The 23409-nt window shown below is 64.0% G+C and carries 19 protein-coding genes and 2 pseudogenes; 8 read left to right on the forward strand and 13 right to left on the reverse strand.

The annotated features are described in order from the left end of the window. Window positions 1–118: 118 nt before the first annotated feature. Together HYN69_RS08315 and typA are read left to right on the forward strand one after the other, a co-directional pair. Complete coding sequence (locus HYN69_RS08315; RefSeq protein WP_108435332.1) at window positions 119–1333, forward strand: NADP-dependent isocitrate dehydrogenase; 1215 nt, start codon at window positions 119–121, stop codon at window positions 1331–1333. Window positions 1334–1543: 210 nt separating this feature from the next. Next, window positions 1544–3361 carry a translational GTPase TypA gene (gene typA / locus HYN69_RS08320; RefSeq protein ID WP_108435333.1) on the forward strand — a complete coding sequence of 606 codons (1818 nt, stop codon included), beginning with the start codon at window positions 1544–1546 and terminating at the stop codon, window positions 3359–3361. Here typA and HYN69_RS08325 read toward each other — a convergent pair. The 4 genes from HYN69_RS08325 to recA form a co-directional block, all read right to left on the reverse strand. After that, window positions 3358–4233 carry a LysR family transcriptional regulator gene (locus HYN69_RS08325; protein ID WP_108435334.1) on the reverse strand — a complete coding sequence of 292 codons (876 nt, stop codon included), beginning with the start codon at window positions 4231–4233 and terminating at the stop codon, window positions 3358–3360. The two genes, typA and HYN69_RS08325, sit on opposite strands and share 4 nt — an antisense overlap. Window positions 4234–4420: 187 nt before the next feature. Beyond that, a complete protein-coding gene (locus tag HYN69_RS08330; RefSeq protein ID WP_108435335.1) occupies window positions 4421–4711 on the reverse strand; it encodes a DUF1330 domain-containing protein in 291 nt (96 codons plus the stop codon). A 3-nt stretch (window positions 4712–4714) separates the two neighbouring features. After that, on the reverse strand, window positions 4715–7369 hold the full coding sequence (gene alaS / locus HYN69_RS08335) for an alanine--tRNA ligase (protein ID WP_108435336.1): 2655 nt from the start codon (window positions 7367–7369) through the stop codon (window positions 4715–4717). Between the two features lie 151 nt (window positions 7370–7520). Then, window positions 7521–8594, reverse strand: coding sequence for a recombinase RecA (recA, locus tag HYN69_RS08340; RefSeq protein ID WP_108435337.1), 1074 nt, complete (start codon window positions 8592–8594; stop codon window positions 7521–7523). 202 nt (window positions 8595–8796) lie between these two features. On the opposite strand from recA, the pseudogene HYN69_RS21915 reads away from it, so the two are divergent. Next, a pseudogene (locus HYN69_RS21915) lies at window positions 8797–9395 on the forward strand (hypothetical protein). On the opposite strand, the gene HYN69_RS08350 reads toward HYN69_RS21915, so the two are convergent. The 4 genes from HYN69_RS08350 to HYN69_RS08365 all read right to left on the reverse strand — a co-directional run bounded on the left by HYN69_RS08350 (window position 9368) and on the right by HYN69_RS08365 (window position 13423). After that, window positions 9368–11095 (reverse strand): ATP-binding response regulator, encoded by a 1728-nt coding sequence (locus tag HYN69_RS08350; protein ID WP_108435338.1) that lies wholly within the window; start codon window positions 11093–11095, stop codon window positions 9368–9370. The pseudogene HYN69_RS21915 and the gene HYN69_RS08350 sit on opposite strands and share 28 nt — an antisense overlap. A 57-nt stretch (window positions 11096–11152) precedes the next feature. Then, window positions 11153–12292: an RsmB/NOP family class I SAM-dependent RNA methyltransferase gene (locus HYN69_RS08355; RefSeq protein WP_108435339.1), complete on the reverse strand. Its 1140-nt coding sequence runs from the start codon at window positions 12290–12292 to the stop codon at window positions 11153–11155. Continuing rightward, complete coding sequence (locus HYN69_RS08360; RefSeq protein WP_108435340.1) at window positions 12289–13035, reverse strand: SDR family NAD(P)-dependent oxidoreductase; 747 nt, start codon at window positions 13033–13035, stop codon at window positions 12289–12291. Before HYN69_RS08360 ends, HYN69_RS08355 begins: the two co-directional genes overlap by 4 nt. A gap of 88 nt (window positions 13036–13123) precedes the next feature. Continuing rightward, window positions 13124–13423: a hypothetical protein gene (locus tag HYN69_RS08365; RefSeq protein ID WP_108435341.1), complete on the reverse strand. Its 300-nt coding sequence runs from the start codon at window positions 13421–13423 to the stop codon at window positions 13124–13126. A gap of 74 nt (window positions 13424–13497) precedes the next feature. Between HYN69_RS08365 and HYN69_RS08370 the strand changes: the two genes are divergently transcribed. Beyond that, on the forward strand, window positions 13498–13974 hold the full coding sequence (locus tag HYN69_RS08370) for a BON domain-containing protein (RefSeq protein ID WP_108435342.1): 477 nt from the start codon (window positions 13498–13500) through the stop codon (window positions 13972–13974). A gap of 75 nt (window positions 13975–14049) precedes the next feature. Here the strand turns inward: HYN69_RS08370 and guaB are convergent, their stop codons facing one another. Then, complete coding sequence (guaB, locus tag HYN69_RS08375; RefSeq protein WP_108435343.1) at window positions 14050–15498, reverse strand: IMP dehydrogenase; 1449 nt, start codon at window positions 15496–15498, stop codon at window positions 14050–14052. A gap of 260 nt (window positions 15499–15758) precedes the next feature. Here guaB and HYN69_RS08380 point away from each other — a divergent pair, with 260 nt between their 5' ends. Beyond that, window positions 15759–16457 (forward strand): type 1 glutamine amidotransferase, encoded by a 699-nt coding sequence (locus HYN69_RS08380; protein WP_108435344.1) that lies wholly within the window; start codon window positions 15759–15761, stop codon window positions 16455–16457. Here HYN69_RS08380 and HYN69_RS08385 read toward each other — a convergent pair. Beyond that, complete coding sequence (locus HYN69_RS08385) at window positions 16454–17323, reverse strand: NAD(P)-dependent oxidoreductase (protein ID WP_108435345.1); 870 nt, start codon at window positions 17321–17323, stop codon at window positions 16454–16456. The two genes, HYN69_RS08380 and HYN69_RS08385, sit on opposite strands and share 4 nt — an antisense overlap. A 100-nt stretch (window positions 17324–17423) precedes the next feature. Between HYN69_RS08385 and HYN69_RS08390 the strand changes: the two are divergent. Next, window positions 17424–19888 (forward strand): annotated as a pseudogene (locus tag HYN69_RS08390) (penicillin acylase family protein). Further along, window positions 19885–20388 (forward strand): GNAT family N-acetyltransferase, encoded by a 504-nt coding sequence (locus HYN69_RS08395; protein ID WP_108435346.1) that lies wholly within the window; start codon window positions 19885–19887, stop codon window positions 20386–20388. The pseudogene HYN69_RS08390 and the gene HYN69_RS08395 overlap by 4 nt, the downstream one beginning before the upstream one ends. 16 nt (window positions 20389–20404) lie before the next feature. Here the strand turns inward: HYN69_RS08395 and HYN69_RS08400 are convergent, their stop codons facing one another. Continuing rightward, entirely contained in the window at window positions 20405–21238 is an 834-nt protein-coding gene (locus HYN69_RS08400; RefSeq protein WP_108435347.1) for an SDR family oxidoreductase, read from the reverse strand. Window positions 21239–21342: 104 nt separating this feature from the next. On the opposite strand from HYN69_RS08400, the gene HYN69_RS08405 reads away from it, so the two are divergent. Then, window positions 21343–21714, forward strand: a complete 372-nt coding sequence (locus HYN69_RS08405; RefSeq protein WP_108435348.1) for a winged helix-turn-helix transcriptional regulator — start codon at window positions 21343–21345, stop codon at window positions 21712–21714. Here the strand turns inward: HYN69_RS08405 and hflX are convergent. Next, window positions 21699–23033, reverse strand: a complete 1335-nt coding sequence (gene hflX / locus HYN69_RS08410) for a GTPase HflX (RefSeq protein WP_407925257.1) — start codon at window positions 23031–23033, stop codon at window positions 21699–21701. The two genes, HYN69_RS08405 and hflX, sit on opposite strands and share 16 nt — an antisense overlap. Then, complete coding sequence (gene hfq, locus HYN69_RS08415; RefSeq protein WP_108435350.1) at window positions 23033–23266, reverse strand: RNA chaperone Hfq; 234 nt, start codon at window positions 23264–23266, stop codon at window positions 23033–23035. Before hfq ends, hflX begins: the two co-directional genes overlap by 1 nt. Window positions 23267–23409: the final 143 nt, after the last annotated feature.

Genomic DNA, 23409 nt, shown 5'->3' on the forward strand with positions numbered 1-23409 from the left:
TTTGCGTCAAATTCCGCTTCCGCGGCATTTCGGTATGCCGTTGCATACAACGCTTCCCAAGCCACCTGCGATCCGCTAAGACGCGCCCAATCGAATCCAATCGCAAAAGGGGCCGGACATGACCAAGATCAAGGTGGCAAACCCCGTCGTCGAACTCGACGGCGACGAGATGACCCGGATCATCTGGGATTTCATCAAGCAAAAGCTGATCCTTCCCTATCTCGACGTCGACCTGAAGTACTACGACCTCGGCATGGAAGAGCGTGATCGCACCAACGACCAGATCACCATCGATGCCGCCCTTGCGATCAAGGAACACGGTGTCGGCGTCAAATGCGCGACCATCACCCCCGACGAGGCGCGGGTCGAGGAATTCGGTCTCAAGCAGATGTGGAAATCGCCCAACGGCACCATCCGCAACATCCTCGGCGGCGTGATCTTCCGCGAACCGATCATCTGCAAGAACGTCCCCCGCCTCGTTCCGGGCTGGACCAAACCCATCGTCGTGGGCCGCCACGCCTTTGGCGACCAGTACAAGGCCACTGATTTCCTTTTCCCCGGCGCAGGCAAACTGACGATGAAATTCGTCGGCGACGACGGCACCGTGATCGAGCGTGACGTCTACCAAGCCCCTTCGGCGGGCGTCTACATGGGCATGTATAACCTCGACGACTCGATCTACGATTTCGCCCGTTCGTCGATGAACTACGGCCTTCTCAAGGGCTGGCCGGTCTACCTTTCGACCAAGAACACCATCCTCAAGGCCTATGACGGCCGCTTCAAGGATATCTTTGCCAAAGTCTACACCGAGGAATTCGAAGACCGCTTCAAGGCCGCAGGCATCCATTACGAACACCGCCTGATCGACGACATGGTGGCTTCCGCGATGAAATGGTCGGGCGGCTATGTCTGGGCCTGCAAGAATTATGACGGCGATGTGCAGTCCGACACCGTTGCCCAAGGGTTCGGCTCGCTCGGCCTGATGACGAGCGTCCTGATGACGCCCGATGGCAAGGTGGTCGAGGCCGAAGCCGCCCACGGCACCGTGACTCGCCACTACCGCGAGCATCAAAAGGGCAAGGCGACCTCTACCAACTCCATCGCTTCGATCTTCGCATGGACCGGGGGCCTCAAGCACCGCGCCAAGCTCGACGGCAACGAGCAACTGATGCGCTTTGCCACCACATTGGAAAAGGTCACGGTCGACACCGTCGAAGACGGCTGGATGACCAAAGACCTCGCCCTGCTGGTCGGCCCCGACCAGAAATGGCTGACCACCATTGGCTACCTCGAAAAGGTCGACGAATACCTCAACAAGGCCCTCGCGGGCTGAACCGGTCGGGGCCGCGCGAAAAGCGTGGCCCCGTTTCGTTAACCTTAACGCTTCACGACCTGCCCCGTGCAAAACCGTGCATCGGTTGTGCATGCACCGATTCCCGCATTTCGCAGCCGCAGCAAGGTTTCTCTGGCCTTTCGGGCCAATTCGGGCTAAGGCCGCGCCAACACACACTGCCAACACTTCTGATGAAAGAGACCCTCCCCGATGGAGCTTCGCAACATTGCCATCATCGCCCACGTCGACCATGGCAAGACCACGCTCGTTGACGAGCTTCTGAAACAATCCGGCTCGTTCCGTGACAACCAGGCCGTTGCCGAACGCGCCATGGACAGCAACGACATCGAACGCGAACGCGGGATCACGATCCTTGCCAAATGCACCAGCCTCGAATGGGGCGGCGCACGCATCAACATCGTCGACACCCCCGGCCACGCCGATTTCGGCGGCGAGGTTGAACGTATCCTGTCGATGGTCGATGGTGTGGTGCTGCTGGTCGACGCCGCCGAAGGCCCGATGCCGCAAACCAAATTCGTGACATCGAAAGCCCTCGCCCTCGGCCTGCGCCCCATTGTGGTGCTCAATAAGGTCGACAAGCATGATGCCGAACCGTCGCGCGCCCTGAACGAGGTGTTCGACCTGTTCGCCAACCTTGGCGCCGACGACGAACAGCTTGATTTTCCGGTGCTTTATGCATCGGGCCGCAACGGTTGGGCCGATAACGAGCTTGACGGTCCGCGCAAGGACCTGACCGCGCTTTATGAACTCGTGATCAAACACGTGCCCGAACCAAAGCAGATTGCCCGCCGCAGCGAGCCCTTCCAGATGCTTGCGACTACCCTGTCTGCCGACCCTTTCATCGGTCGCATCCTGACAGGCCGGGTCGAGGCGGGCACCCTGCGCGCAGGCGAAACCATCAAGGCCCTGTCGCGCGACGGCGAGCGGCTCGAACAGTTCCGCGTGTCGAAAGTGCTGGCCTATCGCGGCCTCGTCATGACGCCGATCGATGCCGCCGAAGCCGGTGACATCGTCACCCTCGCAGGCATGACCAAGGCCACAGTGGCCGACACGCTTTGCGCCCTTGAAATCGACACGTCCCTTCCGGCCCAGCCGATCGACCCGCCGACCATCTCGATCACCTTCGGCATCAACGACTCACCCCTTGCCGGCAAGGAAGGCACGAAAGTGCAATCCCGCGTCATCCGCGAGCGCCTGATGAAAGAAGCCGAGATCAACGTGGCGATCAAAGTGACAGACACCCCAAGCGGCGATGCCTTCGAAGTCGCCGGTCGCGGCGAGTTGCAAATGGGCGTCTTGATCGAAAACATGCGCCGCGAAGGGTTCGAGCTGTCGATCAGCCGCCCCCGCGTGCTGTTCCAGGAAATCGACGGCGTCCGCCACGAGCCTGTCGAGGAAGTCACCATCGACGTCGATGACGAATACACCGGCCCCGTGATCGAAAAGCTGACCGGCCCGCGCAAGGGCGATCTGCTCGAGATGAAACCGGCAGGCGCGGGCAAAACCCGCATCATCGCGCACGTGCCCTCGCGCGGCCTGATCGGCTATCATGGCCAGTTCATGACCGATACGCGCGGCACCGGCGTTCTGAACCGCGTCTTCCACGGCTGGACCCCGCACAAGGGCCCGATCGAAGGCCGCCGCCAAGGCGTTCTTATCTCGATGGAATCCGGTATTTCGGTCGCCTATGCGATGTGGAAGCTCGAAGATCGCGGCCACTTCTTCATCGGTGTCCAGGAACCGGTATATACCGGCATGATCATCGGCGAACACAGCCGCGACAACGACCTCGAGGTGAACCCGCTCAAGGGCAAGCAGCTGACCAACGTCCGCGCTTCGGGCACCGACGAAGCCGTTCGCCTGACCACGCCGGTCAAGCTGTCGCTCGAACAGTGCATCGCCTATATCGATGATGACGAACTGGTCGAAGTCACCCCCAAATCGGTGCGGATGCGTAAACGCCACCTCGATCCGCATGAGCGCAAGCGGTCCGCCAAGGCGTCTTAACCGGCCCTACGCTCGCCGGGCGCGTGATTGCGAAAGTGATTGCGCGCCCAGCGGAAAAACCCTGCGATCTGCGGCTCTTCTGCCCGCGCCGCGTCGCAGATTGCCCAGACCTCGCTTGACGCAGGCCGTGGCCCATCGACCGGCAAAAGCCGCGCATCGCTCTCGGCCAGCAGGGTTGGCAACAGGGCGATCCCCATTCCCGCCGCACAGCCCTCGATCATCGCACCCGTGCTTGCGGCCAGCATCGCGACCACACCGCCCTGCCGGGGCAACCAGCGATAGGCCGCCGTCTCGGCCAGACTGCCGGACGCGCGGATCATCGACTGGCCCTCCAGCGTGTCCAACCGCCCCCTGATCCGGTTCGCTACAACATAGGCCGGCGCAGAATAAAGCCCCCACTCGATCCGCCCTAACGACTGGCCCGCACAACGCTCGGGTACGGCTGTCATCGGGCCAACACTCACATCGGCCCCCGCAGCCAGCGTGATGTCCTCGACAATCGTCAACTCTGCCGGACTTTCCGCCCGCCCCGACCAAAGCGGCAGCGCAGATGACAAAAACAGCCGCGCCGACACATCGCATGTCGCGATCCGCAGCGGCGGCGGCGCATCGGTCAACCGCTGTCGCAGCTTTTCGAACACCTCCTGCATGTCGCGCGCGGCGGCCACCATGTCACGGCCACGCGAATTCGGGGTCATCCGCCCGGATTCGTCGCGCAGGAAAACCGGATTTCCGGCAGCCTCGATCGCCGCAAGCCGCCGCGACATCGTGGATTGGCTTACCCCGGCCGCCCGCGCTGCCGCCGAAAGCGTGCCCGCCTCGGTGATCAATAGAATGTCGCGAAGATCGTTCCAGTCCGGAAAAGCAGCCATGCGCGTGGTCCTTGCAAGCTCGGGTTTCGGCAGCACCAACGAAACTCGGCAAGGCACATGGTCAGAGTTAGTTACAAAAGATTAACGATTGGGTCGCCGCCGTCAACCAAAGGCAGGCAGAAAGCAACTGTCGGGCACAAATGAAAACGGCCCCGAACGGGGCCGCCCTCATGCAATGGCAGGTCTGTCAGCCGATTTCCTCGACCACCATCAGATCGCGCAGCGAAGCGCCTTTGGCATGGGCCAACGCCGCCTGATACTCGGGCGAATTGTAGCAGGCCACCGCCGCCTCGAGGCTTGGAAAGCGTGCCACCACGTTGCGGGCGCGGTCGTTTCCCTCAAGTTGGACATAACGCCCGCCACGTGCAAGGAACACCCCGCCATGGGTCGCAATCGCAGGCCCTGCGCCGGCAGCATAACGACCATAGGCCTCGGCATCGGTCACATGCACATGGGCAATCCACAAAGCTGTCGGCATGTCCTATCCCTCCAGCACGGCCATTGCCGCCTTGATCGCCGCATCTGCCCCGCCGATATCGGCACCACCGGCCTGCGCCATGTCGGGCCGGCCACCGCCGCCCTTGCCGCCCATCGCTTCGGCCGCCGCCTTGACCAGCGCCACCGCACTGATCCGCGCCGTCAGGTCTGCCGTCACCCCCGCTGCAACCGCAGGCTTGGCCCCGGTATCGGCGATCAGCAGCACCGCACCCGACCCCAGCCGCGCCTTCATCTCGTCAATCAGCGCGGGCAGATCCTTGCCCGAAACACCCGAAATCACCTGAGCGATGAATTTCACGCCACCCACCTCGACGGCCTCCGGTCCGGCAGACTTGCCGCCCATCGCAACCTCGCGGCGCAGCTGCGCGACCTCGTTCATCAGCGCCCGCCGTTCTTCGGCCAGCACCTTGACGCGGTCCACCACCTCGGAAACCGAAGCCTTCAGCACCGCAGCCACATCGGCCAGACGCGCATCCTGCGCGCGCAGATGGTCAAGCGCCGCCTGCCCCGTCAGCGCCTCGATCCGGCGCACCCCTGCCGACGACGCGCTTTCCGACAACAGTACGAAGGCCCCGATATCGCCGGTGCGCGCGACATGGGTGCCACCGCACAGCTCGAGGCTATAGGTGCGCCCGTCCGCGCCCTTGCCCGACCCGTCCAGCGCGCCCATCGACACGACGCGAACCTCGTCGCCATACTTCTCGCCGAACAGTGCCTGCGCGCCCAAGGCCCGCGCATCGTCCGGCGTCATGATCCGGGTTTCAACCGCAGTGTTCTGGCGCACATATTCGTTCACCTCGGCCTCGACCGCAGCGATTTCACCCGCTGACATGCCCGCCGAATGGCTGAAGTCAAAGCGCAAGCGGTCCGGTGCGTTCAAGCTGCCGCGCTGCGCGACGTGATCGCCCAAGGCACGCCGCAGCGCCTCGTGCAGCAGGTGCGTTGCGGAATGGTTCGCCCGGATCGCCCCGCGCCGCTTGTGATCGACCTCAAGTTTCGCCGGTTGGCCCTTGATGATCCGACCCTCGACCACCTCGGCGACTTGGATGAACACCCCCGCCGATTTCTTGGTGTCGGTCACATGGGCAAGACCCGTTTCGGTACGCACCCAGCCCGCATCGCCGACCTGACCGCCCGATTCCGCATAGAACGGCGTCTGGTTCACCACGATCTGCACAGACGTTCCGGTCGCGGCCTCAGCCACTTCGCCGCCCTCGCGCACCAGCGCGTTTACCACGCCCTCGGCGATTTCGGTGTCATAGCCGAGGAATTCGGATACGCCATGCGCCTCGGCCAATTCGTACCAGATGTTGGCGTCCTTCGCCTCGCCGGTGCCCGACCACGCCGCCCGCGCCTTGGTTTTCTGTTCTTGCATAGCAACATCGAAACCGGCCACATCCACGGCCCGCCCCTTTTCGCGCAGCGCGTCCTGCGTCAGATCGAGCGGGAAACCATAGGTGTCGTAAAGCTTGAACGCGGCCGCACCGGGCAGGGCCCCGCCCTCTGGCAGCCGTGCCAATTCGTCATCGAGCAGCCGCAAGCCACGGTCAAGCGTCTGCTTGAAGCGCGTTTCTTCAAGGCGCAGCGTCTCTTCGATCAGCGATTGCGCGCGCGCGAGTTCGGGGTATGCCGCCCCCATCTGCCGCACCAGCGCCGGAACCAGCCGGAACATCACCGGATCATCCGCGCCCAGCATATGCGCGTGCCGCATCGCGCGGCGCATGATCCGCCGCAGCACATAACCGCGCCCTTCGTTCGACGGCATCACCCCGTCGGCGATCAGGAACGAGGTCGAGCGCAGATGGTCGGCGATCACGCGGTGATGCACCTTGCCCGGACCATCGGGATCGCTGCTCGTCGCATGGGCGCTCGCCTCGATCAGGCTGCGCATCAGGTCGGTGTCGTAATTGTCGTGCTTGCCCTGCAACAACGCGCCGATCCGCTCCAGCCCCATGCCGGTGTCGATCGACTGCATGTCGAGCGGGCGCATCGACCCATCTGCGAACTGCTCGTTCTGCATGAAGACGTTGTTCCAGATCTCGATGAAGCGGTCGCCATCCTCGTCCTTGCTGCCCGGAGGGCCACCCCAGATGTGGTCGCCGTGATCGTAGAAGATCTCGGTGCAGGGACCGCAAGGGCCGGTCGGCCCCATACGCCAGAAGTTGTCATCGGTCGGAATACGGATGATGCGGGCATCGTCGAGGCCCGCGACCTTTTTCCAGATATCCGCCGCCTCGTCATCGGTATGGTAGACCGTGACGCACAGTTTCTTCGGGTCGATTGCGAAATCGCGAGTCAGCAACTCCCACGAAAACGCGATGGCATCGGCCTTGAAGTAATCGCCAAAGCTGAAATTGCCGAGCATTTCGAAGAACGTATGATGCCGCGCGGTGTAGCCCACATTGTCGAGGTCGTTGTGCTTGCCGCCCGCGCGCACGCATTTCTGTGCCGTAGTCGCCCGCTGGTAGTCACGTGTCTCGACGCCGGTGAAGCAGTTCTTGAACTGGACCATGCCGGAATTCGCGAACATCAGGGTCGGATCGTTGCGTGGAACCAGTGGCGAGCTGTCGACCACGCGGTGCCCGTTGCGCTGGAAAAAATCGAGGAAGGTAGAGCGGATATCGTTCAGCGACGCCATGCCCGAGGTGCCCTTTCAAAAGGCGGAAAACCGGTTTTCGGCCTTTCAATTATCCCCGCCGCGCGTCCCTGTCCACCGCTGCGGGCCTGCCCAATGAAAAAAGGCCGGAACCCCATGGCTCCGGCCCCTTTTTCGACCTTTCGGTCAAATTCTACATATCCACCACGTCCGCATCGCCTTCGCTTTCGGCCATCATAAAGTCCAGACCGTTGGCCGCCCTGATCTTTTCTTCGATCTCTTGCGCGGTGGCCGGGTTTTGCTTGAGGAACAGCTTGGCATTCTCGCGCCCCTGTCCGATCCGCTCGTCGCCATAGGAATACCATGACCCGGATTTTTCGACGACACCGGCCTTGACCCCGATATCGACCAGCTCGCCGGTCTTGGAAATCCCCTCGCCATACATGATGTCGAATTCGACCTGCTTGAAGGGCGGAGCTACCTTGTTCTTCACCACTTTCACGCGGGTCGCATTGCCCACCACATCGTCCTTTTCCTTGATCGCGCCGATGCGGCGGATGTCCAGACGGACGCTGGCGTAGAATTTCAGCGCGTTGCCGCCCGTCGTGGTTTCGGGGCTGCCGAACATCACGCCGATCTTCATGCGGATCTGGTTGATGAAGATGACCATGCAGTTGCTGCGCCCGATGCTGGCGGTCAGCTTGCGCATCGCCTGGCTCATCAGACGGGCCTGCGCGCCAACCTGCGCGTCGCCCATGTCACCCTCGATCTCGGACTTCGGCGTCAGCGCGGCGACCGAGTCGACCACGATCAGACTGACCGCGCCCGACCGAACCAGCGTGTCGACGATTTCCAGTGCCTGCTCGCCTGTGTCGGGCTGCGAAATCAGCAACTCGTTCAGATTGACGCCCAGTTTCTTGGCATATTGCGGATCGAGCGCGTGTTCGGCATCGACAAAGGCGCAAACTCCGCCTTTTTTCTGCTCTTCGGCAACGACATGCAGCGTGAGCGTGGTCTTACCGGAAGATTCCGGCCCGTAAATTTCGATGATGCGCCCCTTGGGCAGGCCACCGATTCCCAGCGCGATATCAAGGCCCAGCGATCCGGTCGAGGTTGCCTCGATGTCCATGATTGGGTTGTTTTCCCCAAGTTTCATGATCGAGCCCTTGCCGAACTGCCGTTCGATCTGTGCCAGTGCGCTTTCCAGCGCCTTCTGCTTGTCCATTTCGCGCTTTCCGTTCAAGTCGAGGAGTGTCGCTGTCGACATAGTCCGTCTCCCTATATTTCACAGCCGCGGATCGGCGGCAATCGCTGCGCTTGTTCCCCAAGTGTTCTCACCGTTATGAGCACAAAACAGGAACATGGCAAATGGTTTTTTCGCCATTCCACTATCGACGCGAATGGTTAAGGCTTGGTTTAGATCAGCCGCAGCGTGTAGAAGGGCAGAGTTCGTAACAGGGTGCTTTGAAATGCTGGTTTTCTGGGAACAACGTCTGGCCATCCTCGCCACGCCCAAGACCGGATCGACAGCCATCGAATCCGCTCTCGAACCGCTCGCGACCATGGCGGTGCAGCGCCCGCCGGTCTTGAAACACACACCCGTGCAGCGCTTCCACCGCTTCATCGGCCCCTATCTCGAAGTGACCTCGGGCCAGCCCTTCACCCTTGTGGCCCTGATGCGCGAGCCGCGCGACTGGCTCGGGTCGTGGTTCCGCTACCGCCAGCGCGACGAGGTGACCGATCCGGCGAAATCGACCGCCGCGATCTCCTTCGACCGCTTCGTGAACGCGTGGTGCGATGATCCGCAGCCCGAATTCGCCGCTGTCGGCAGTCAGGCCAAATTTCTTCAGCCCAAGGGAGACAAGGGCGTCGACCATCTGTTCCGCTACGAGGAGATCGACACCTTCCTGCATTTTCTCGAAGATCGCCTGAACTGCGAAATCATCCTGCCGCGACTGAACGTCTCGCCCCCGGGGACCTGCAGCTTTCGCCCGAAACCGAGGCGCGGTTGCGAAAGACCGCAGCCCGTGACTTTGCGCTTTACGAAACGCTCAACACTTCGGGCTGATCGGTCGGCGGGCGCGGCATCTGCGCGCCGACGGTTTCGGAAAGCTCGGCCAGCGAAAACGGCTTTGACAGGAAGACCGATGCAGGGATTCGTCCCTGCGCTTCCGATGGCGCATCGGCGGCGTATCCGGAAATGAACACGACCGGCGTGCCCGCCCGCCCTTGCAGGGCCTGCTCGACCCATTCGGGTCCGGTCAGACCCGGCAAGATGACATCGGTCACGAAGATATCGATCTTTACGTCGGTCGCGGCGATTTCCAGCGCCTGTTCGCCACTTGCCGATTCCAGAACCGTCAAACCGCGCAGCCGCAGCGCACGTGCGGCAAAGGCGCGTACCGGTGCCTCGTCCTCGACCAGCAGCACGACGCCTTCTGTCGCCGCGCGTCGCCGGGTTACCACCTTTTGCGCCGCTTCGGCGGGTGTGGTGCATAGCGGAAACCACAGCTGGAATTCCGTCCCCTCGCCATGCGCCGAGTCGACGAAGATGAAGCCGCCCGATTGCTTTACGATGCCGTAAACCGTCGCAAGCCCCAGCCCTGTCCCCTCACCCGTCCGTTTTGTCGTAAAGAAGGGTTCAAAGATCTGTGGCATGATGTCGGCCGGAATTCCGGTTCCGCTGTCCACGACCCGGATCACCGCATAGCTGCCGGCAGGAACCCTGACGCGGTCACGTTCGGCCGCGACAGTCAGCTCCATCACCTCGGACTCGATCCGCAAGACCCCGCCGGTCGGCATCGCATCGCGCGCATTGACCGCCAGATTGACGATGACCTGCTCGAACTGTCCCTTGTCCACCCGAAGGGCGATGGGCACCGGCGCATGGTTCAGGTCCAGATGCACCGCCCCGCCCAGCAGCCGGTTCAGCAGATGCGCCAGTTCCCCGAGCACTTCGGTCAGGTCGATCCGTTCGGGCACCAGCGTCTGCTTGCGTGAAAATGCCAGAAGCTGCTTGACCAGCGCGCCCGCTCGGTAGGCGTTTTGCTGGATCTGCTGCAAATCCTCATGGTCCAGATCATCGGGGCGATGGCGGAGCAGCAAAAGATCGCAATGGCCGGTGATTGCGGTCAGGATGTTGTTGAAATCATGTGCGATACCACCTGCCAACTGGCCAACGGCCTGCATCTTCTGGCTCTGCGTGAACTGCGCCTCCAGGCGTTTCAGGGCGGTAGCGTCCTGCAAGACCCCCATAACCTCGGCTTCGCCGAACCGCTGCGCCGTGATCTGCACGAAATGCCGCGTTTCGCGCGCATTTCGCAAGCGCAACACCTCAGCCCCGCCCGGGTGCCGCCCTTCGGCCACGTCGCGCAGCCAATCGGCGACCGGACGTCCCAGATCCTCGAACATGTCATGCGCCATGCGGGTCTTTGGCCCGTTTCCCGCCAGATCGCGCGCCGCAGCATTCATCGCAAGCACTGTGCCGTCCGATGCGAACCGGATCAACGGCACGGGCAAAGCCTCGAACTTCGGCTCTTTGCGAAATCGCAGAACCGCAGCCAAACCCCGCCACCGCGCCGCAACCTGGCGTGCAAAATGCGGCAACAGCCAGATGATCGCCAGTCCCGTCGCCGACCCTAGCGCGGCCAGAGCGACCGCGACAGGCTGTTGCGACCAAAGCGCGATCACGGCGAAGGCGGCAATGCAGATCGCAATCGCCAGCCAAACGATCTTTCGCTCTGATCCAACCCGTCCGCCAGCCTGCATTTGCCCCCCTGCCCTGCCACGTTTCTGGCATCGAAGGTTTAACAAGGGGTTAAGGTTTCAGGGCGCGCGCAGGACAGCGCCGAAAAATCCGTCACCGCCCTCGAGCGGGGTAAAGCTGCGCTCGGCCTCGATGCGCCAGCCTTGGTGGCGGCCCAGAAACGCAGCGACCTGCGCCCCGTTTTCGGCATCGAGAAGCGAGCAGGTCGCGTAGCCGATCACGCCGCCACGCCCGACCATCCCCGCCGCACGGTCCAGAATCGCGGCCTGCACCACCGTCAGCGCGGCAAGCCTGTCGCCATCAAGCGCCCATTTGCCCTGCGGATCGCGCCTCCAGCTGCCCGATCCCGAACAGGGCACGTCCGTCAGCACCAGATCGAATGGCGCAGCAGTTTCGGGCCGCGCCAAAGCCGTCACCGAAACCCCGGCCCGCTTGGCCCGCGCCGGCAGGTCCGCCATGCGCCGCGCCTCGGCGTCATGGGCAAAGAGCGACAGCTTCGCCCGCGCCGCCATTGCCAAGGTCTTGCCGCCGCCCCCGGCGCAAAGGTCAAGCACCCGCATCCCGTCTCGCAGCGGCAGCATCGCCACCACCGCCTGCGAGGCCGCGTCCTGCAACTCGACCAGACCATCGCCATAGGCTTCGCTCGCCTGCACCTTGCGTGCGCCTTCGGTCACCTCAAGCGCGCTGTCGGCAAGGGGATGTGGCCGTGCAACGATTCCCTCGGCGGCCAGTGCCGCAATCGCGGCCTCGCGCCGTGTCTTTGCCAGATTGACCCGCAAAAACACCGGCGCACGCTGCCGCATCGCCTGCAACACAGCGGCGAAATCCGCCCCGAGGCTGTGCGAAAGCGCAGGCCCCAGCCATTCGGGACAATCCAGCGCCTCTAACCCCAAGGGCTCGCGCCCCGCGTCTTGCGGTACCGCAGGGGCATGTCCTTCGCCGGAAAACAGCGCCTCTTGCCCCGACGACCGCGCCCAGCCAAGCACCAGCCCATAACCCGTCTCACCGCCACCAAGCGCCGCGAAAGACCGGCGGCACCGCAGCGCATCATAGACGATGTCACGCACTGCCGCCCTGTCACCCGATCCGGCATAGCGGCTGGCGCGGCCCCAGTTGGTCAGCGCGACTTCGGCCACCTGCCCGTCCAGAATCCGGTCGAGCACCCCTATTGCCGCAGCGGCCCTTGCGGCGGGCGTCATGCCTTGCGCTCTTGCAGGATGTTGCCGCCATCGACGACCAGCGTCGCCCCGTTCACGTAAGACGCCCCTTCGGATGCAAGGAAAGCCACCACTGCTGCCACCTCGCCCGGTCGCCCCGCCCGACCGGTCGGCGTGGCACGCCCCGCCGCGCGTTCGTCATCGGTCAAGGCCTCGGTCCCGATCCAGCCCGGTGCAACCGCGTTCACCGTCACCCCGCGCGCCGCAACCTCGAGCGCCAGCGCATGGGTCAGGCCGATCATCCCCGCCTTGGCGGTCGAATAGGCGGCCTCGCCGGGGTTGCTGACCAAAGGCCCGGTGACCGAGGCCATCATCACCACCCGCCCCCAGCCCCGCTTGACCATCGGCGGCAGAAAGGCCCGTGTCACCAGCACAGCCGTGGTCAGCGACGCATCCATCGCCCGCCGCCACTGGTCGGGATCGATGTCGAGAAACGCAACCTGCTCGGCCGGCGACCCGACAGACCCCATGCCTGCATTGTTGACCAGAATGTCGACGGCGCCAACCTCGGACCAAAGCCGCGCGACCTGAACCGGATCGGTCAGATCGGCGACATGGGCGGTCACGTCGAAGCCTTCGGCAAGCAATTCGGCGGCCCGTGCATGGATACGGCCAGTCGTCGCGGTGATCGCAAGCGCACAGCCTGCAGCCCCCAGCGCCCGCGCCGTGGCAAGGCCGATGCCTCCCGCAGCACCCGCCCCCGTTATCAATGCCTTGCGCGCCATACTGCCTGTCCCTTGTCTTGGCACAGACTAGCCTGCCCGCCACAGGGATGCCAGATGGCCCCGCAAACCGGCCCCGCAAATCACCCCGTCAATCGGCAGGCGGCACATCCGGCCACTCTGGCCCTGTCGCCGGATAGCTCTGCTCCTCGCCTTGATCGGTCAGCGTGGGAAACTCGCCCTGATTTTCCACCGCGATCAGGGACTCTGCATCTGGCCCCCCATCCACCGGCTTCGTTGTCGCTGCCGGATTTTCCTCGATGGCCAGCAGTTCGCGTGCCTGCTCCTCGAATCGTTCCGGCCCGCCTTCGGGTTCGCCTGCGTCGGTCCACAACAGCCGTGCCCGCCCCGAAACCCTGTCCTGCCATGCGTCGAAATCCTTGCGGTCCATTCCCGTCTCCCTTCGAGGAGCCTGAGGAACCCCCGCGCCCCCGCTGCCGTTCCCGATGTGAACCGGAGGATGACATGCCAGAACCCAAAGATCCGCACCACGGCACTGCCCCATCGCAGGGCGAACGTGACGAAAGCCGCCTTGACGCAGGCGGATATGACACCCAGCCCCCGCCATCGCGCGCGGGGCAAACCCATCCCAACCCCGGCAATCACGGTGAACCGTCTCCCGAACGCGAAGGCTGGCGCGAATTCGACGCCAACGTTGATTGGCAAGGCGACGCGCCCTATCCGGCGCCCGACACCACGCCCGAACCCGAGACCGAGGTAGAAGCCGAAGGCGTCCCGCCCGATGACCTGCTCGGCGCGGCAACGACCGCGCTCGACGGCATCGACGGGCTAGACACCAGCGGCATCACGCTGGAACAGCGCGGCGACACGGTCTATCTGCGCGGCAGTGCCGCCACGCCCGAAGACGCCCGCCGCGCCGAAGAAACGCTGCTGCGGATTGCGGGCATAGGACGGGTGGAAAATCTGCTCGACGGGATTTGATCGGATTGATCGTGCGGTAAAGCCGAACGGGGCAAGACCTGCGCCCCGCCCCGCTTCATCCTTTTGCAACGCCCGTCAGCCCACGCGGTAGTTCGGGGACTCGCGCGTGATCTGCACGTCATGCACATGGCTTTCCTTCAGCCCCGCGCCGGTGATCCGCACGAACTGGCAGTTTGCCTGCATCTCGGCCACGGTGGCGCAGCCGGTATAGCCCATCGCGGCGCGCAGGCCGCCGACCATCTGGTGGATGACCGCCGCAGCCGACCCCTTGTAGGGCACCTGTCCCTCGATCCCTTCAGGCACCAGCTTGTCACTGGCGGCATCCTTCTGGAAATAGCGGTCCGCCGACCCCCGCGCCATGGCACCCAGGCTACCCATGCCGCGGTAGGCCTTGAACGACCGGCCGTTCCACAAGATCACCTCGCCGGGGGACTCGTCGGTTCCGGCAATCGCCGAACCCACCATCGCACAGGACGCGCCCGCCGCGATGGCCTTTGCGAAATCACCCGAATACTTGATCCCGCCATCCGCGATGACCGGAATATCGCCCGCCGCCCGCGCCGAATCCATGATCGCGGTCAGTTGCGGCACGCCCACGCCCGCCACGATCCGCGTGGTGCAGATAGACCCCGGGCCGATCCCCACCTTGACCGCATCTGCGCCCGCGCCGATCAACGCCCGCGTCGCCTCGCCCGTCGCCACGTTGCCAGCCACGACCTGCACGGTATTGGACAGCTTCTTGATCCGCTCGACCGCGCGGGCTACCCCTTCGGAGTGTCCATGCGCGGTGTCGATCACCACCATGTCCACCCCCGCTTCGATCAGCGCCTGCGACCGCTCGAACCCGGCATCGCCGACGGTCGAGGCCGCCGCCACCCGCAGCCGCCCCATCTCGTCCTTGCAGGCATGCGGGTTCAGCACGGCCTTTTCGGTATCCTTCAGCGTCAGAAGGCCGGTCAGCACACCCTTGCCGTCGGTCACCAGCAGTTTCTCGATCCGCCGCGCCTTCATCAGGCTGATCGCGGCATCGCGATCTACGGGTTCGCGCAGCAGCGCGAGGTTTTCCGAAGACATCATCACCGAAACCGGCGTGCGGTCGTCGCTGGCAAAGCGCATGTCGCGGTTGGTCACGATCCCCACCACGCGGCCTTGCGCGTCGACCACCGGAAATCCGGTGATGTTGTAGCGTTCCATCAGCACCTTGGCATCCGCCAGCGTCTGGTCGGGTGTCAGCGTGATCGGCGCATAGACCACACCGCTTTCGAAACGTTTGACCCGTCGCACTTCGGTCGCCTGCGCCTCGGTGTCGAGGTTGCGGTGGATCACCCCGATCCCGCCCGCCTGCGCCATGGCGATCGCCATGCGGCCTTCGGTCACGGTATCCATCGCGCTCGACAGGAGCGGGATGTTCATCCGGATCGATTTGGTCACGAATGTGGACGTATCCGCCTCGGACGGCAGTACCGAGCTTGCCGCCGGAACCAGCAGAACATCATCAAAGGTGTAAGCCTCGCGAATCTCCATGGGTCGCCTCCGTGGGAGTGTTCGTTTGGCAATTCCCCCTTTCACGACCCGTGCCGACGCGCAAGCGGGAATCCCCCGGTTTCCGACCGACACCCGCGTTTGCAGGATATAAGATGAGTATTTGGGCAAGGGTGAAACCGCAGACCACCTTCCTTTCACGCTGGCTAAATATCCCGGGGGTGCGGGGGCTGGCCCCCGCTTTCGCGCTTGCCCCCGCACCCCCGCCATGCAGATTGGGCGCACAAGCCGAAAGGGACATCATGCGCGTCGCCATCGTCGAGAACACCCGCATCACCCATCACGGTCAGGTCGGCGTGGCGCTGCACGAACAGGCCGCCCGCATAGATCTTTACAAACCCTGGGCTGATGGACGCCTGCCCGAGCTTGGCGACCATGACGCGCTGGTGGTGTTCGGGGGCGAACAATCGGCGCGGTCCGATGACACGCATCCCTATCTGCCCGCCCTTGCCGACCTGATGCGAGAAACCGCAGCCATGGACCGCGCCGTTCTGGGCATCTGCCTCGGGGCACAGATCCTCGCCCGTGGCCATGGCGCCGAGAACCAGCTTGGCGCCGCGCCCGAATTCGGCTGGCGCGACGTGACACAAACCGAAGCCGCAAAGACCGATCCGGTGCTTTCGGGCCTGCCCGCCAGCTTTCCGATCTTCCAGTGGCATTCCGACACCTTCACCCTGCCCGACACTGCCGCCCGCCTCGCCTCGTCACCCGCCGCGCAAAACCAGTGCTTCCGCATCGGCCGCGCCACCTATGGCATGCAGTTCCATTTCGAGGCCTCGCGCCCCATGGTCGCCGACTGGACACGCGAATTCGCGCCCCTCACCGACCGCCTCGAACCGGGGTGGAGCGGGGGTGGCCACAGCACCGCCGCCGCGCGTTTCGGCGCGCGGGCCGATGCGGCGGGGCTCGCCATCGCCCGCGCCTGGGTTGCGCTGATCTAGCCTTTGCGAAGCCGGCGGATCAGGCTTGATGTGTCGTTGCGTCCGCCACCCATTTGCTGCACGTCCTTGTAGAACTGGTCCACCAACGCTGTCACAGGCAGGCTTGCCCCGATCGCGTCGGCGGTTTCCAGACAGATCTTCAGATCTTTCCGCATCCAGTCCACGGCAAAGCCGAAGTCGAAATTGCCCGCCAGCATGGTCTTGTGCCGGTTGACCATCTGCCAAGACCCCGCCGCGCCTTGGGCGATCACCTCGACCACCGCCTCGCCATCCAGTCCCGCCTTCTCGCCAAAGGCCAGCGCCTCGGACAATCCCTGCACCAGCCCCGCGATGCAGATCTGGTTCATCATCTTGGCAATCTGGCCAGCACCACTTTCGCCCAAGCGCTTGCAGACCCGCGCATAGGCGGCGATCACCGCCTCGGCCCGTGCATAATCGGTCCCAGTCCCGCCGCACATCACCGACAGCGCGCCATTCTCGGCCCCGGCCTGCCCGCCCGACACCGGAGCGTCGACAAACCCGATCCCCAGCCCCGCCGCCACGCCCGCCAACTCGCGCGTCACCTGCGCCGACACCGTGGTGTGATCGACAAACAGCGTCCCCGCTGCCATCCCCGCAAAGGCTCCGTCAGGCCCCGTGCAGACCGACCGCAGATCATCATCATTGCCGACGCAAGCCAGCACCACATCCGCCCCCGCTGCAGCATCACGCGGGGTGGCGGCCATTTGCCCGCCATGCGCGGCAACCCATGCCTCGGCCCGCGCCGCCGTGCGGTTGTAAACCGTCACCTCATGCCCCTTGGCCGCCAGATGCCGCGCCATCGGGCCACCCATCACGCCCAAGCCCAGAAACGCCAGTTTCGCCATGCCGCTGATCCTTTGCCGATACGTTGCCCTTCGGGCGGTTCTGGACTAGGAAACCATCGCACCCCTGCCGTCAAGAACACCCCTAAAGAACTGGCACCCGATGTTTCTCGTATTTCGTTGGCTCATGCGTCTTCTGACCGGCCTGATCGTGCTGGGCGTGCTGTGCCTTGTGGTTGGCTATTACTTCCTGTCGCGGTCCTTGCCCGATTATTCCGCCGATTACACCCTGCCCGGCCTGTCGCAGCCGGTCGAGATCGTTCGCAACAACGACAACGTGCCCCATATCTTCGGCAAGGCCGATGCCGATGTCTATTACGCGCTCGGCTTTGCCCATGCCCAGGACCGGCTTTGGCAGATGACGATGCTGCGCCGCACCGCCCAAGGCCGCCTGTCCGAGGTGTTCGGCACCCGCACCCTGCGGATAGACGAGTTGATCCGCCGCTTCGACCTTTACACCCTCGCGCAATCCTCGCTTTCCGCACAGGACGCGGCGACCCACGCCGCGCTCGATGCCTATTCGCGCGGGGTGAACGCATGGATCGCACAGGTCAACAAAGACGCTCTTGGCCGCGGCGCGCCCGAATTCTTCTTCTTTTCCAACGAAATCGCCGCTTGGCAACCCGCCGATTCCATCGCGATCATCAAGCTCATGGCGCTGCAAATGTCTGGCCAGCTTGAAAACGAGGTTCTGCGCGCCCGCCTGTCGCTGCTTTTGCCCGCCGCACGGCTGGCCGACATCCTTCCCGACGATCCGGGACAGGGCATCATGGCCTTGCCCGATTACGCCAGCATCGTCCCCAAGGTTTCGCCCAGCACGGCCCCGTTCCGCAAAGCCGACCTCGGCCCGCTTTCGCCCTTTCCCGACCGCGACACGGCCGGAGCGTCGAACGCTTGGGCGGCAAGCCCTAACCGCTCGGCAGCGGGCGGCTCGCTGCTGGCCAACGACCCGCACCTTGGCTTTACCGCGCCGACCATCTGGTATCTTGCCCGCCTGCAACTGCAATCGGGCGGCGTGATCGGGGCCACCATCCCCGGCATCCCTGCCGTGCTTGTCGGTCGGTCCGATGTGCTGGGATGGGGCCTGACCTCCAGCTACCTCGACGATCAAGACCTGTTCATCGAAGAGGTGAACCCAGCCAACCCGAAGAATACCGCACCCCGAACGGCTGGAAACCCTTCCTCACCCGCAAATCCATCATCACGGTGAAAGACGCCGCCCCCGTCACCATCACCCTGCGCTGGACCGACAATGGCCCCGTCTTTCCCGGCAGTCATTACGACATCGGCTCGATCACCCCCGCAGGCCATGTCGCCGCCCTGTCATGGACCGGCCTTTCGCCCGCCGATACCAGCATGACCTCGGCCATCCGGCTGATGCAGTCCAAGACCGTGGATCAGGCGATCGAGGCAGGCCGCCTGTTCGTCGCGCCCTCGCAGAACCTGATGCTGGCAGACCAGAACGGCATCGCCCTGCAAATGGTCGGCGCCATGCCCAAGCGCGACCCTGCCAGCCAGAGCAAGGGCCGCATGCCTCAACCGGGCTGGATCGCAGCGAACCGCTGGCAGGGCGTGTTCCCCTATGAGGACAACCCGCGCGAGGTGAACCCCCGCTCGGGCCTGATCGGCAACACCAACAACAAGACCGTCGACCGCCCCTTCCCGTTGCATGTCAGCTATGACTGGGGCGACACCCAACGCATCCAGCGCTGGCTGTCGCTGATGAAAACGCGCGAGGTGCATACCCGCGAAAGCTTCATCGAAGCACAGCTCGATACCGTGTCGTTCACCGCCCGTTCGCTCTTGCCGCTGATCGGCGCCGATCTGTGGTTCACCGGCGAGGCCGCGCCCGAAGGCACGCCAGACCGCCTGCGCCAACAGGCGCTGCAACTGCTCGCGGCATGGAACGGCGAGATGAACGAACACCTGCCGGAACCCCTGATCTATCAGGCGTGGCTGCGCGCCCTGCAAGACCGGCTGATCCGCGATGATCTCGGCCCGCTTGCCGACACCTTCACGCATGTCGAACCGCTGCTGATCGAACGCATCTTCCGCAACATCGACGGCGCCAGCATCTGGTGCGATGTGGTGCAATCGGCCCCCGTGGAAAGCTGTACCGACACGGCCCGCATGGCGCTGGACGACGCGCTGTTGCAACTGACCGAAACCTACGGCCCCAACCCCGAAAGCTGGCGCTGGGGCGATGCCCACCTTGCCGCCCAGAACCACCCGATCCTCGGCGAGGTGCCGGTGGTGCGCTATTTCGTCAACATCACCCAATCGACCAGCGGCGACGACAACACCCTGATGCGCGGCGTGACCAAGGGCAGCGGTCCCGACCCTTTCCTGAACGTGCATGGCGCGGGCTATCGCGGGGTTTACGATTTTGCCGACCCCGACTCCTCGGTCTTCATTACTTCGACCGGCCAATCGGGCCATCCGCTGTCACGCTTCTACGATGATCTTGGCGAACTCTGGCGGCGCGGAGAATACGTGCCCATGTCGCTCGACCCCGACCTTGCCCGCGCCGCCGCCGTGGGCATCACCCACCTGAACCCGCCCCCATGATCCGCACACCGCGCCTGATCCTGCGCCCTGCGCGGCCCAGTGATCTGGCCGATGTCCACGCCATGCTGTCAGACCGCCGCGCCATGCGCTATTGGTCGCGCCCCGAACACGAAACGATGCAAGAAAGCCGCGACTGGCTGGCCGCGTTGATCGCCAATGATGCCGACGATTACCTGATCGAACATCAGGGCCGCATCATCGGCAAGGCCGGCATGTGGCGCATCCCCGAGGTGGGTTTCCTGCTGCACCCCGATTTCCAAAGACAAGGCCTTGCGTCCGAGGCGATGGAGGCCGTCATCCCGCATCTCTTTGCCACCCACGCCCTGCCCGAACTGGTGGCCGAGGCCGACCCCCGCAACGCAGCCAGCCTGAAACTGCTGTCCCGTCTCGGCTTTGTCGAAACCCGCCGCGCCAGCCGCACGATGCAGTGGCGCGACGAATGGTGCGACTCGGTCTATTTCGCGCTCAAGCGCGACGATTGGCAGAGACGGGGGCGCTGACCGCCCCCGCCTTTGGTCAGATCGCCGCCGCGACCGTTTGCGCCATCGGCGTCGTCGCCCGCCCGATCAGGCGCGACAGAGTGCCCGAATTCTCCTCCAAGGCCCCCCGCGACGCATGCACATCGCTGTCTGCCAGCACATGGGCAAAGCCCGCAGGCAGGCCAAAGGACTGCAGGATGCCGGCATAGGTTTCCGGCGGCAGGTCGCTGTAGCCTACCGCCTTGCCAGTCTGCCGCGCCACCTCCGCCGCCATCTCGGCCAGCGAATAGGACACATCTCCGCCAAGCTCGTAAACCTTGCCCGAATGCCCGTCACCCAGCGCCACGGCGGCAATCGCCTCGGCATAATCGGCCCGCGCCGCAGAACTGAACCGCCCCGCGCCCGCCGACCCGATCATCGCCCCCGCGGCAATGGCACCGCCCAGCGATCCGGTGTGGTTTTCGGTATACCAGCCATTGCGGAGCACGGTATAGCCAAGCCCCGATGCCTTGATATGCGCCTCGGTCGCCTTGTGATCGGCTGCCAGCAGCATGGGCGACGTATCGGCCCGCAGCAGGCTGGTATAAATCACCCGCCCAACGCCCGCCGCCTTGGCGGCATCGATCACGCGGGTATGCTGGCCAATGCGATCGTCGAAATCGTTCGACGAGATCAGCACCAGCGTCTTCACCCCCGCCAACGACGCAAAACTCGCAGGGTCGGTATAATCAAAGGCCCGCGCCTCGACCCCCTTATCGGCAGCTTTCGCGGGGGAACGCGCAAGGGCAACGGCACTTCCGCCCCGCGCCTTGATTGCGGAAATGGCAAGACGGCCCAATTGGCCCGTGGCTCCGGTAACGGCGATGGTCATGAACAAACTCTCTTTTCGCTGGTTGCCCACCCCAGTTACGCCTTTACTTACGAAAAGGAAGTACGTACATTTCTGTTAGTATGAACTTTTCACCAAGGCACCCGATGGACGGCTCTTTCGCCCCGAATGTCCTGCACCCCGCCTGCCCGTCTCGGCAGGTCCTGCACCACCTGACCAGTCGCTGGGGTGCGCTGGTTCTGGTGGCGCTATCCGGCAAGACGATGCGCTTTTCCGCCCTGCGACGCGCCGTGGGCGATGTCAGCGAACGGATGCTGGCGCAAACCCTGCAAGGGCTGGAAGCCGACGGCATGGTCACGCGCGTCGCCCATGACGTGGTCCCGCCGCATGTCGATTATTCGCTCACCCCCATCGGGACCGAGGCGGCGGGATTGGTGCGCCAACTGGCCGCTTGGGTCGAAACCCGCCTGCCAGATATCCTCGCCCACCGCGAATCCGCACCTCACAAGTCGCGGTAACGCTTTTCCTGCCGCGCGGTCCAGCGCACCTGAACGGCAAAGCCGGTATCGGTCGCGTTTTCCGACAGCACCACGCCTTCGGCATGCAACCACGCCCGCCGCCGCCCGTCACTGAACGGCACGGCGATCAAACGCTCGGTCTTTTCCTCGTCGAAGACGCCGGAAATCACGTCGAGCAGATGCGAAATCCCCTCGCCGGTCAGCGCCGACACCGGAAACACCCGCTCGCGCGTGGTGGCCTGTGCAGTCAAAGCCTCGCGCTGGCTGGCATCCACAAGGTCAAGCTTGTTCCAAACCTCAAGCTGCGGCGTCCCCGCACCAACGCCCAAGGATTGCAGGATATCGGCCACATCCTGCGCCTGTTCGCCGCTTTCGGGATGGCTGATATCGCGCACATGCACCACCAGGTCGGCTTCCAGAACCTCTTCCAGCGTCGCGCGGAAAGCGGCAACCAGTTGCGTCGGCAGGTCCGAGATGAAGCCCACCGTATCGGAAACGATGATCTTGCGCCCCGAAGGCAGCATCACCCCCCGCATGGTGGGGTCGAGCGTGGCAAAGAGCATGTCCTTTGCCAGCACATCCGCACCGGTCATCCGGTTGAACAGCGTCGATTTGCCCGCGTTGGTGTAACCCACCAGGGCAACGATCGGGAACGGCACCTTGCGCCGCGCCGCGCGGTGCAATTCGCGCGTCCGTACCACCTTGTCGAGCTGCCGCTTAAGGCGGATCACCTGATCGTCGATGGCCCTGCGGTCCGCCTCGATCTGCGTCTCGCCCGGACCGCCGACGAAGCCGAAGCCGCCGCGCTGCCGTTCAAGGTGGGTCCAGGCCCGCACCAGCCGCGTGCGCTGATAGGACAGCGCGGCCAGTTCCACCTGCAACACGCCTTCGCGCGTGCGTGCCCTGTCGGCAAAGATTTCGAGGATCAGGCCGGTCCGATCCAGCAGCTTGACCTCCCATTCCTTTTCGAGATTGCGCTGCTGCACGGGCGACACCGGCCCGTCCACCAGCACAAGCCCCACGTTCAATTCGTGGAACTTGTCGTGCAATTCCTTGACCTTGCCCGACCCGAACAGCATCCCCGGCTGCAAGCGCGGCAGGCGCACCACTTCGGCCCCCACCACCTCCATGTCTGGAAGTGCGGCGGCAAGACTGACCGCCTCGGCCAAGCCATGCTCGGGCAAGCGCCGCGAGCGGTCGTTGCGGATATCGGGATGCAGCACATAAGCGCGCATCACCTCGGCGGCGGTAGAACGGTCACGCTCTTCCCGCCGATACGGCAGGAGGTCGTCTTCGTCATCTTCTGGCAGGTCGGTAATCAGTCTTCGCCTTCATAAAGGTTGATCGGCGCGCCCGGCATGATGGTCGAAATCGCATGCTTGTAGACCAGCTGCGATTGCCCGTCCCGGCGCAGAAGAACGCAAAAATTGTCGAACCAGGTGATCACGCCCTGCAACTTTACGCCGTTGATCAGGAAAATGGTGACCGGAACCTTGGCCTTCCGCACATGATTAAGAAACGCGTCCTGCAAATTTTGTTTGTCGCTGGCCATTTTTTGTCTTTGCCTTTTTTCTTGGTCTTGTCGCGCAATCCCGGTCGCTCCTGTGTCCCTCGCACAGGTCAGCGGCCCAACGGGTAAAGTATGGTACGGGTTGCGCCGAGTTTCCAGCGCGAAAATCCCGATTTGCGTATCTT

It is taken from the genome of Gemmobacter aquarius (genome assembly GCF_003060865.1).
GTDB lineage: Bacteria > Pseudomonadota > Alphaproteobacteria > Rhodobacterales > Rhodobacteraceae > Paragemmobacter > Paragemmobacter aquarius.

Bases quoted from the DNA above. Each gene is read 5' to 3' on its own strand.
- HYN69_RS08380 (WP_108435344.1), top strand. From the start codon at position 15,759: ATGCGCGTCGCCATCGTCGAGAACACCCGCATCACCCATCACGGTCAG.
- HYN69_RS08385 (WP_108435345.1), bottom strand. From the start codon at position 17,323: ATGGCGAAACTGGCGTTTCTGGGCTTGGGCGTGATGGGTGGCCCGATG.
- HYN69_RS08325 (WP_108435334.1), bottom strand. From the start codon at position 4,233: ATGGCTGCTTTTCCGGACTGGAACGATCTTCGCGACATTCTATTGATC.
- HYN69_RS08400 (WP_108435347.1), bottom strand. From the start codon at position 21,238: ATGACCATCGCCGTTACCGGAGCCACGGGCCAATTGGGCCGTCTTGCC.
- hfq (WP_108435350.1), bottom strand. From the start codon at position 23,266: ATGGCCAGCGACAAACAAAATTTGCAGGACGCGTTTCTTAATCATGTG.
- HYN69_RS08405 (WP_108435348.1), top strand. From the start codon at position 21,343: ATGGACGGCTCTTTCGCCCCGAATGTCCTGCACCCCGCCTGCCCGTCT.
- HYN69_RS08330 (WP_108435335.1), bottom strand. From the start codon at position 4,711: ATGCCGACAGCTTTGTGGATTGCCCATGTGCATGTGACCGATGCCGAG.
- HYN69_RS08355 (WP_108435339.1), bottom strand. From the start codon at position 12,292: ATGACGCCCGCCGCAAGGGCCGCTGCGGCAATAGGGGTGCTCGACCGG.
- alaS (WP_108435336.1), bottom strand. From the start codon at position 7,369: ATGGCGTCGCTGAACGATATCCGCTCTACCTTCCTCGATTTTTTCCAG.
- HYN69_RS08395 (WP_108435346.1), top strand. From the start codon at position 19,885: ATGATCCGCACACCGCGCCTGATCCTGCGCCCTGCGCGGCCCAGTGAT.
- typA (WP_108435333.1), top strand. From the start codon at position 1,544: ATGGAGCTTCGCAACATTGCCATCATCGCCCACGTCGACCATGGCAAG.
- HYN69_RS08370 (WP_108435342.1), top strand. From the start codon at position 13,498: ATGCCAGAACCCAAAGATCCGCACCACGGCACTGCCCCATCGCAGGGC.
- guaB (WP_108435343.1), bottom strand. From the start codon at position 15,498: ATGGAGATTCGCGAGGCTTACACCTTTGATGATGTTCTGCTGGTTCCG.
- HYN69_RS08315 (WP_108435332.1), top strand. From the start codon at position 119: ATGACCAAGATCAAGGTGGCAAACCCCGTCGTCGAACTCGACGGCGAC.
- recA (WP_108435337.1), bottom strand. From the start codon at position 8,594: ATGTCGACAGCGACACTCCTCGACTTGAACGGAAAGCGCGAAATGGAC.
- HYN69_RS08360 (WP_108435340.1), bottom strand. From the start codon at position 13,035: ATGGCGCGCAAGGCATTGATAACGGGGGCGGGTGCTGCGGGAGGCATC.
- HYN69_RS08365 (WP_108435341.1), bottom strand. From the start codon at position 13,423: ATGGACCGCAAGGATTTCGACGCATGGCAGGACAGGGTTTCGGGGCGG.
- HYN69_RS08350 (WP_108435338.1), bottom strand. From the start codon at position 11,095: ATGCAGGCTGGCGGACGGGTTGGATCAGAGCGAAAGATCGTTTGGCTG.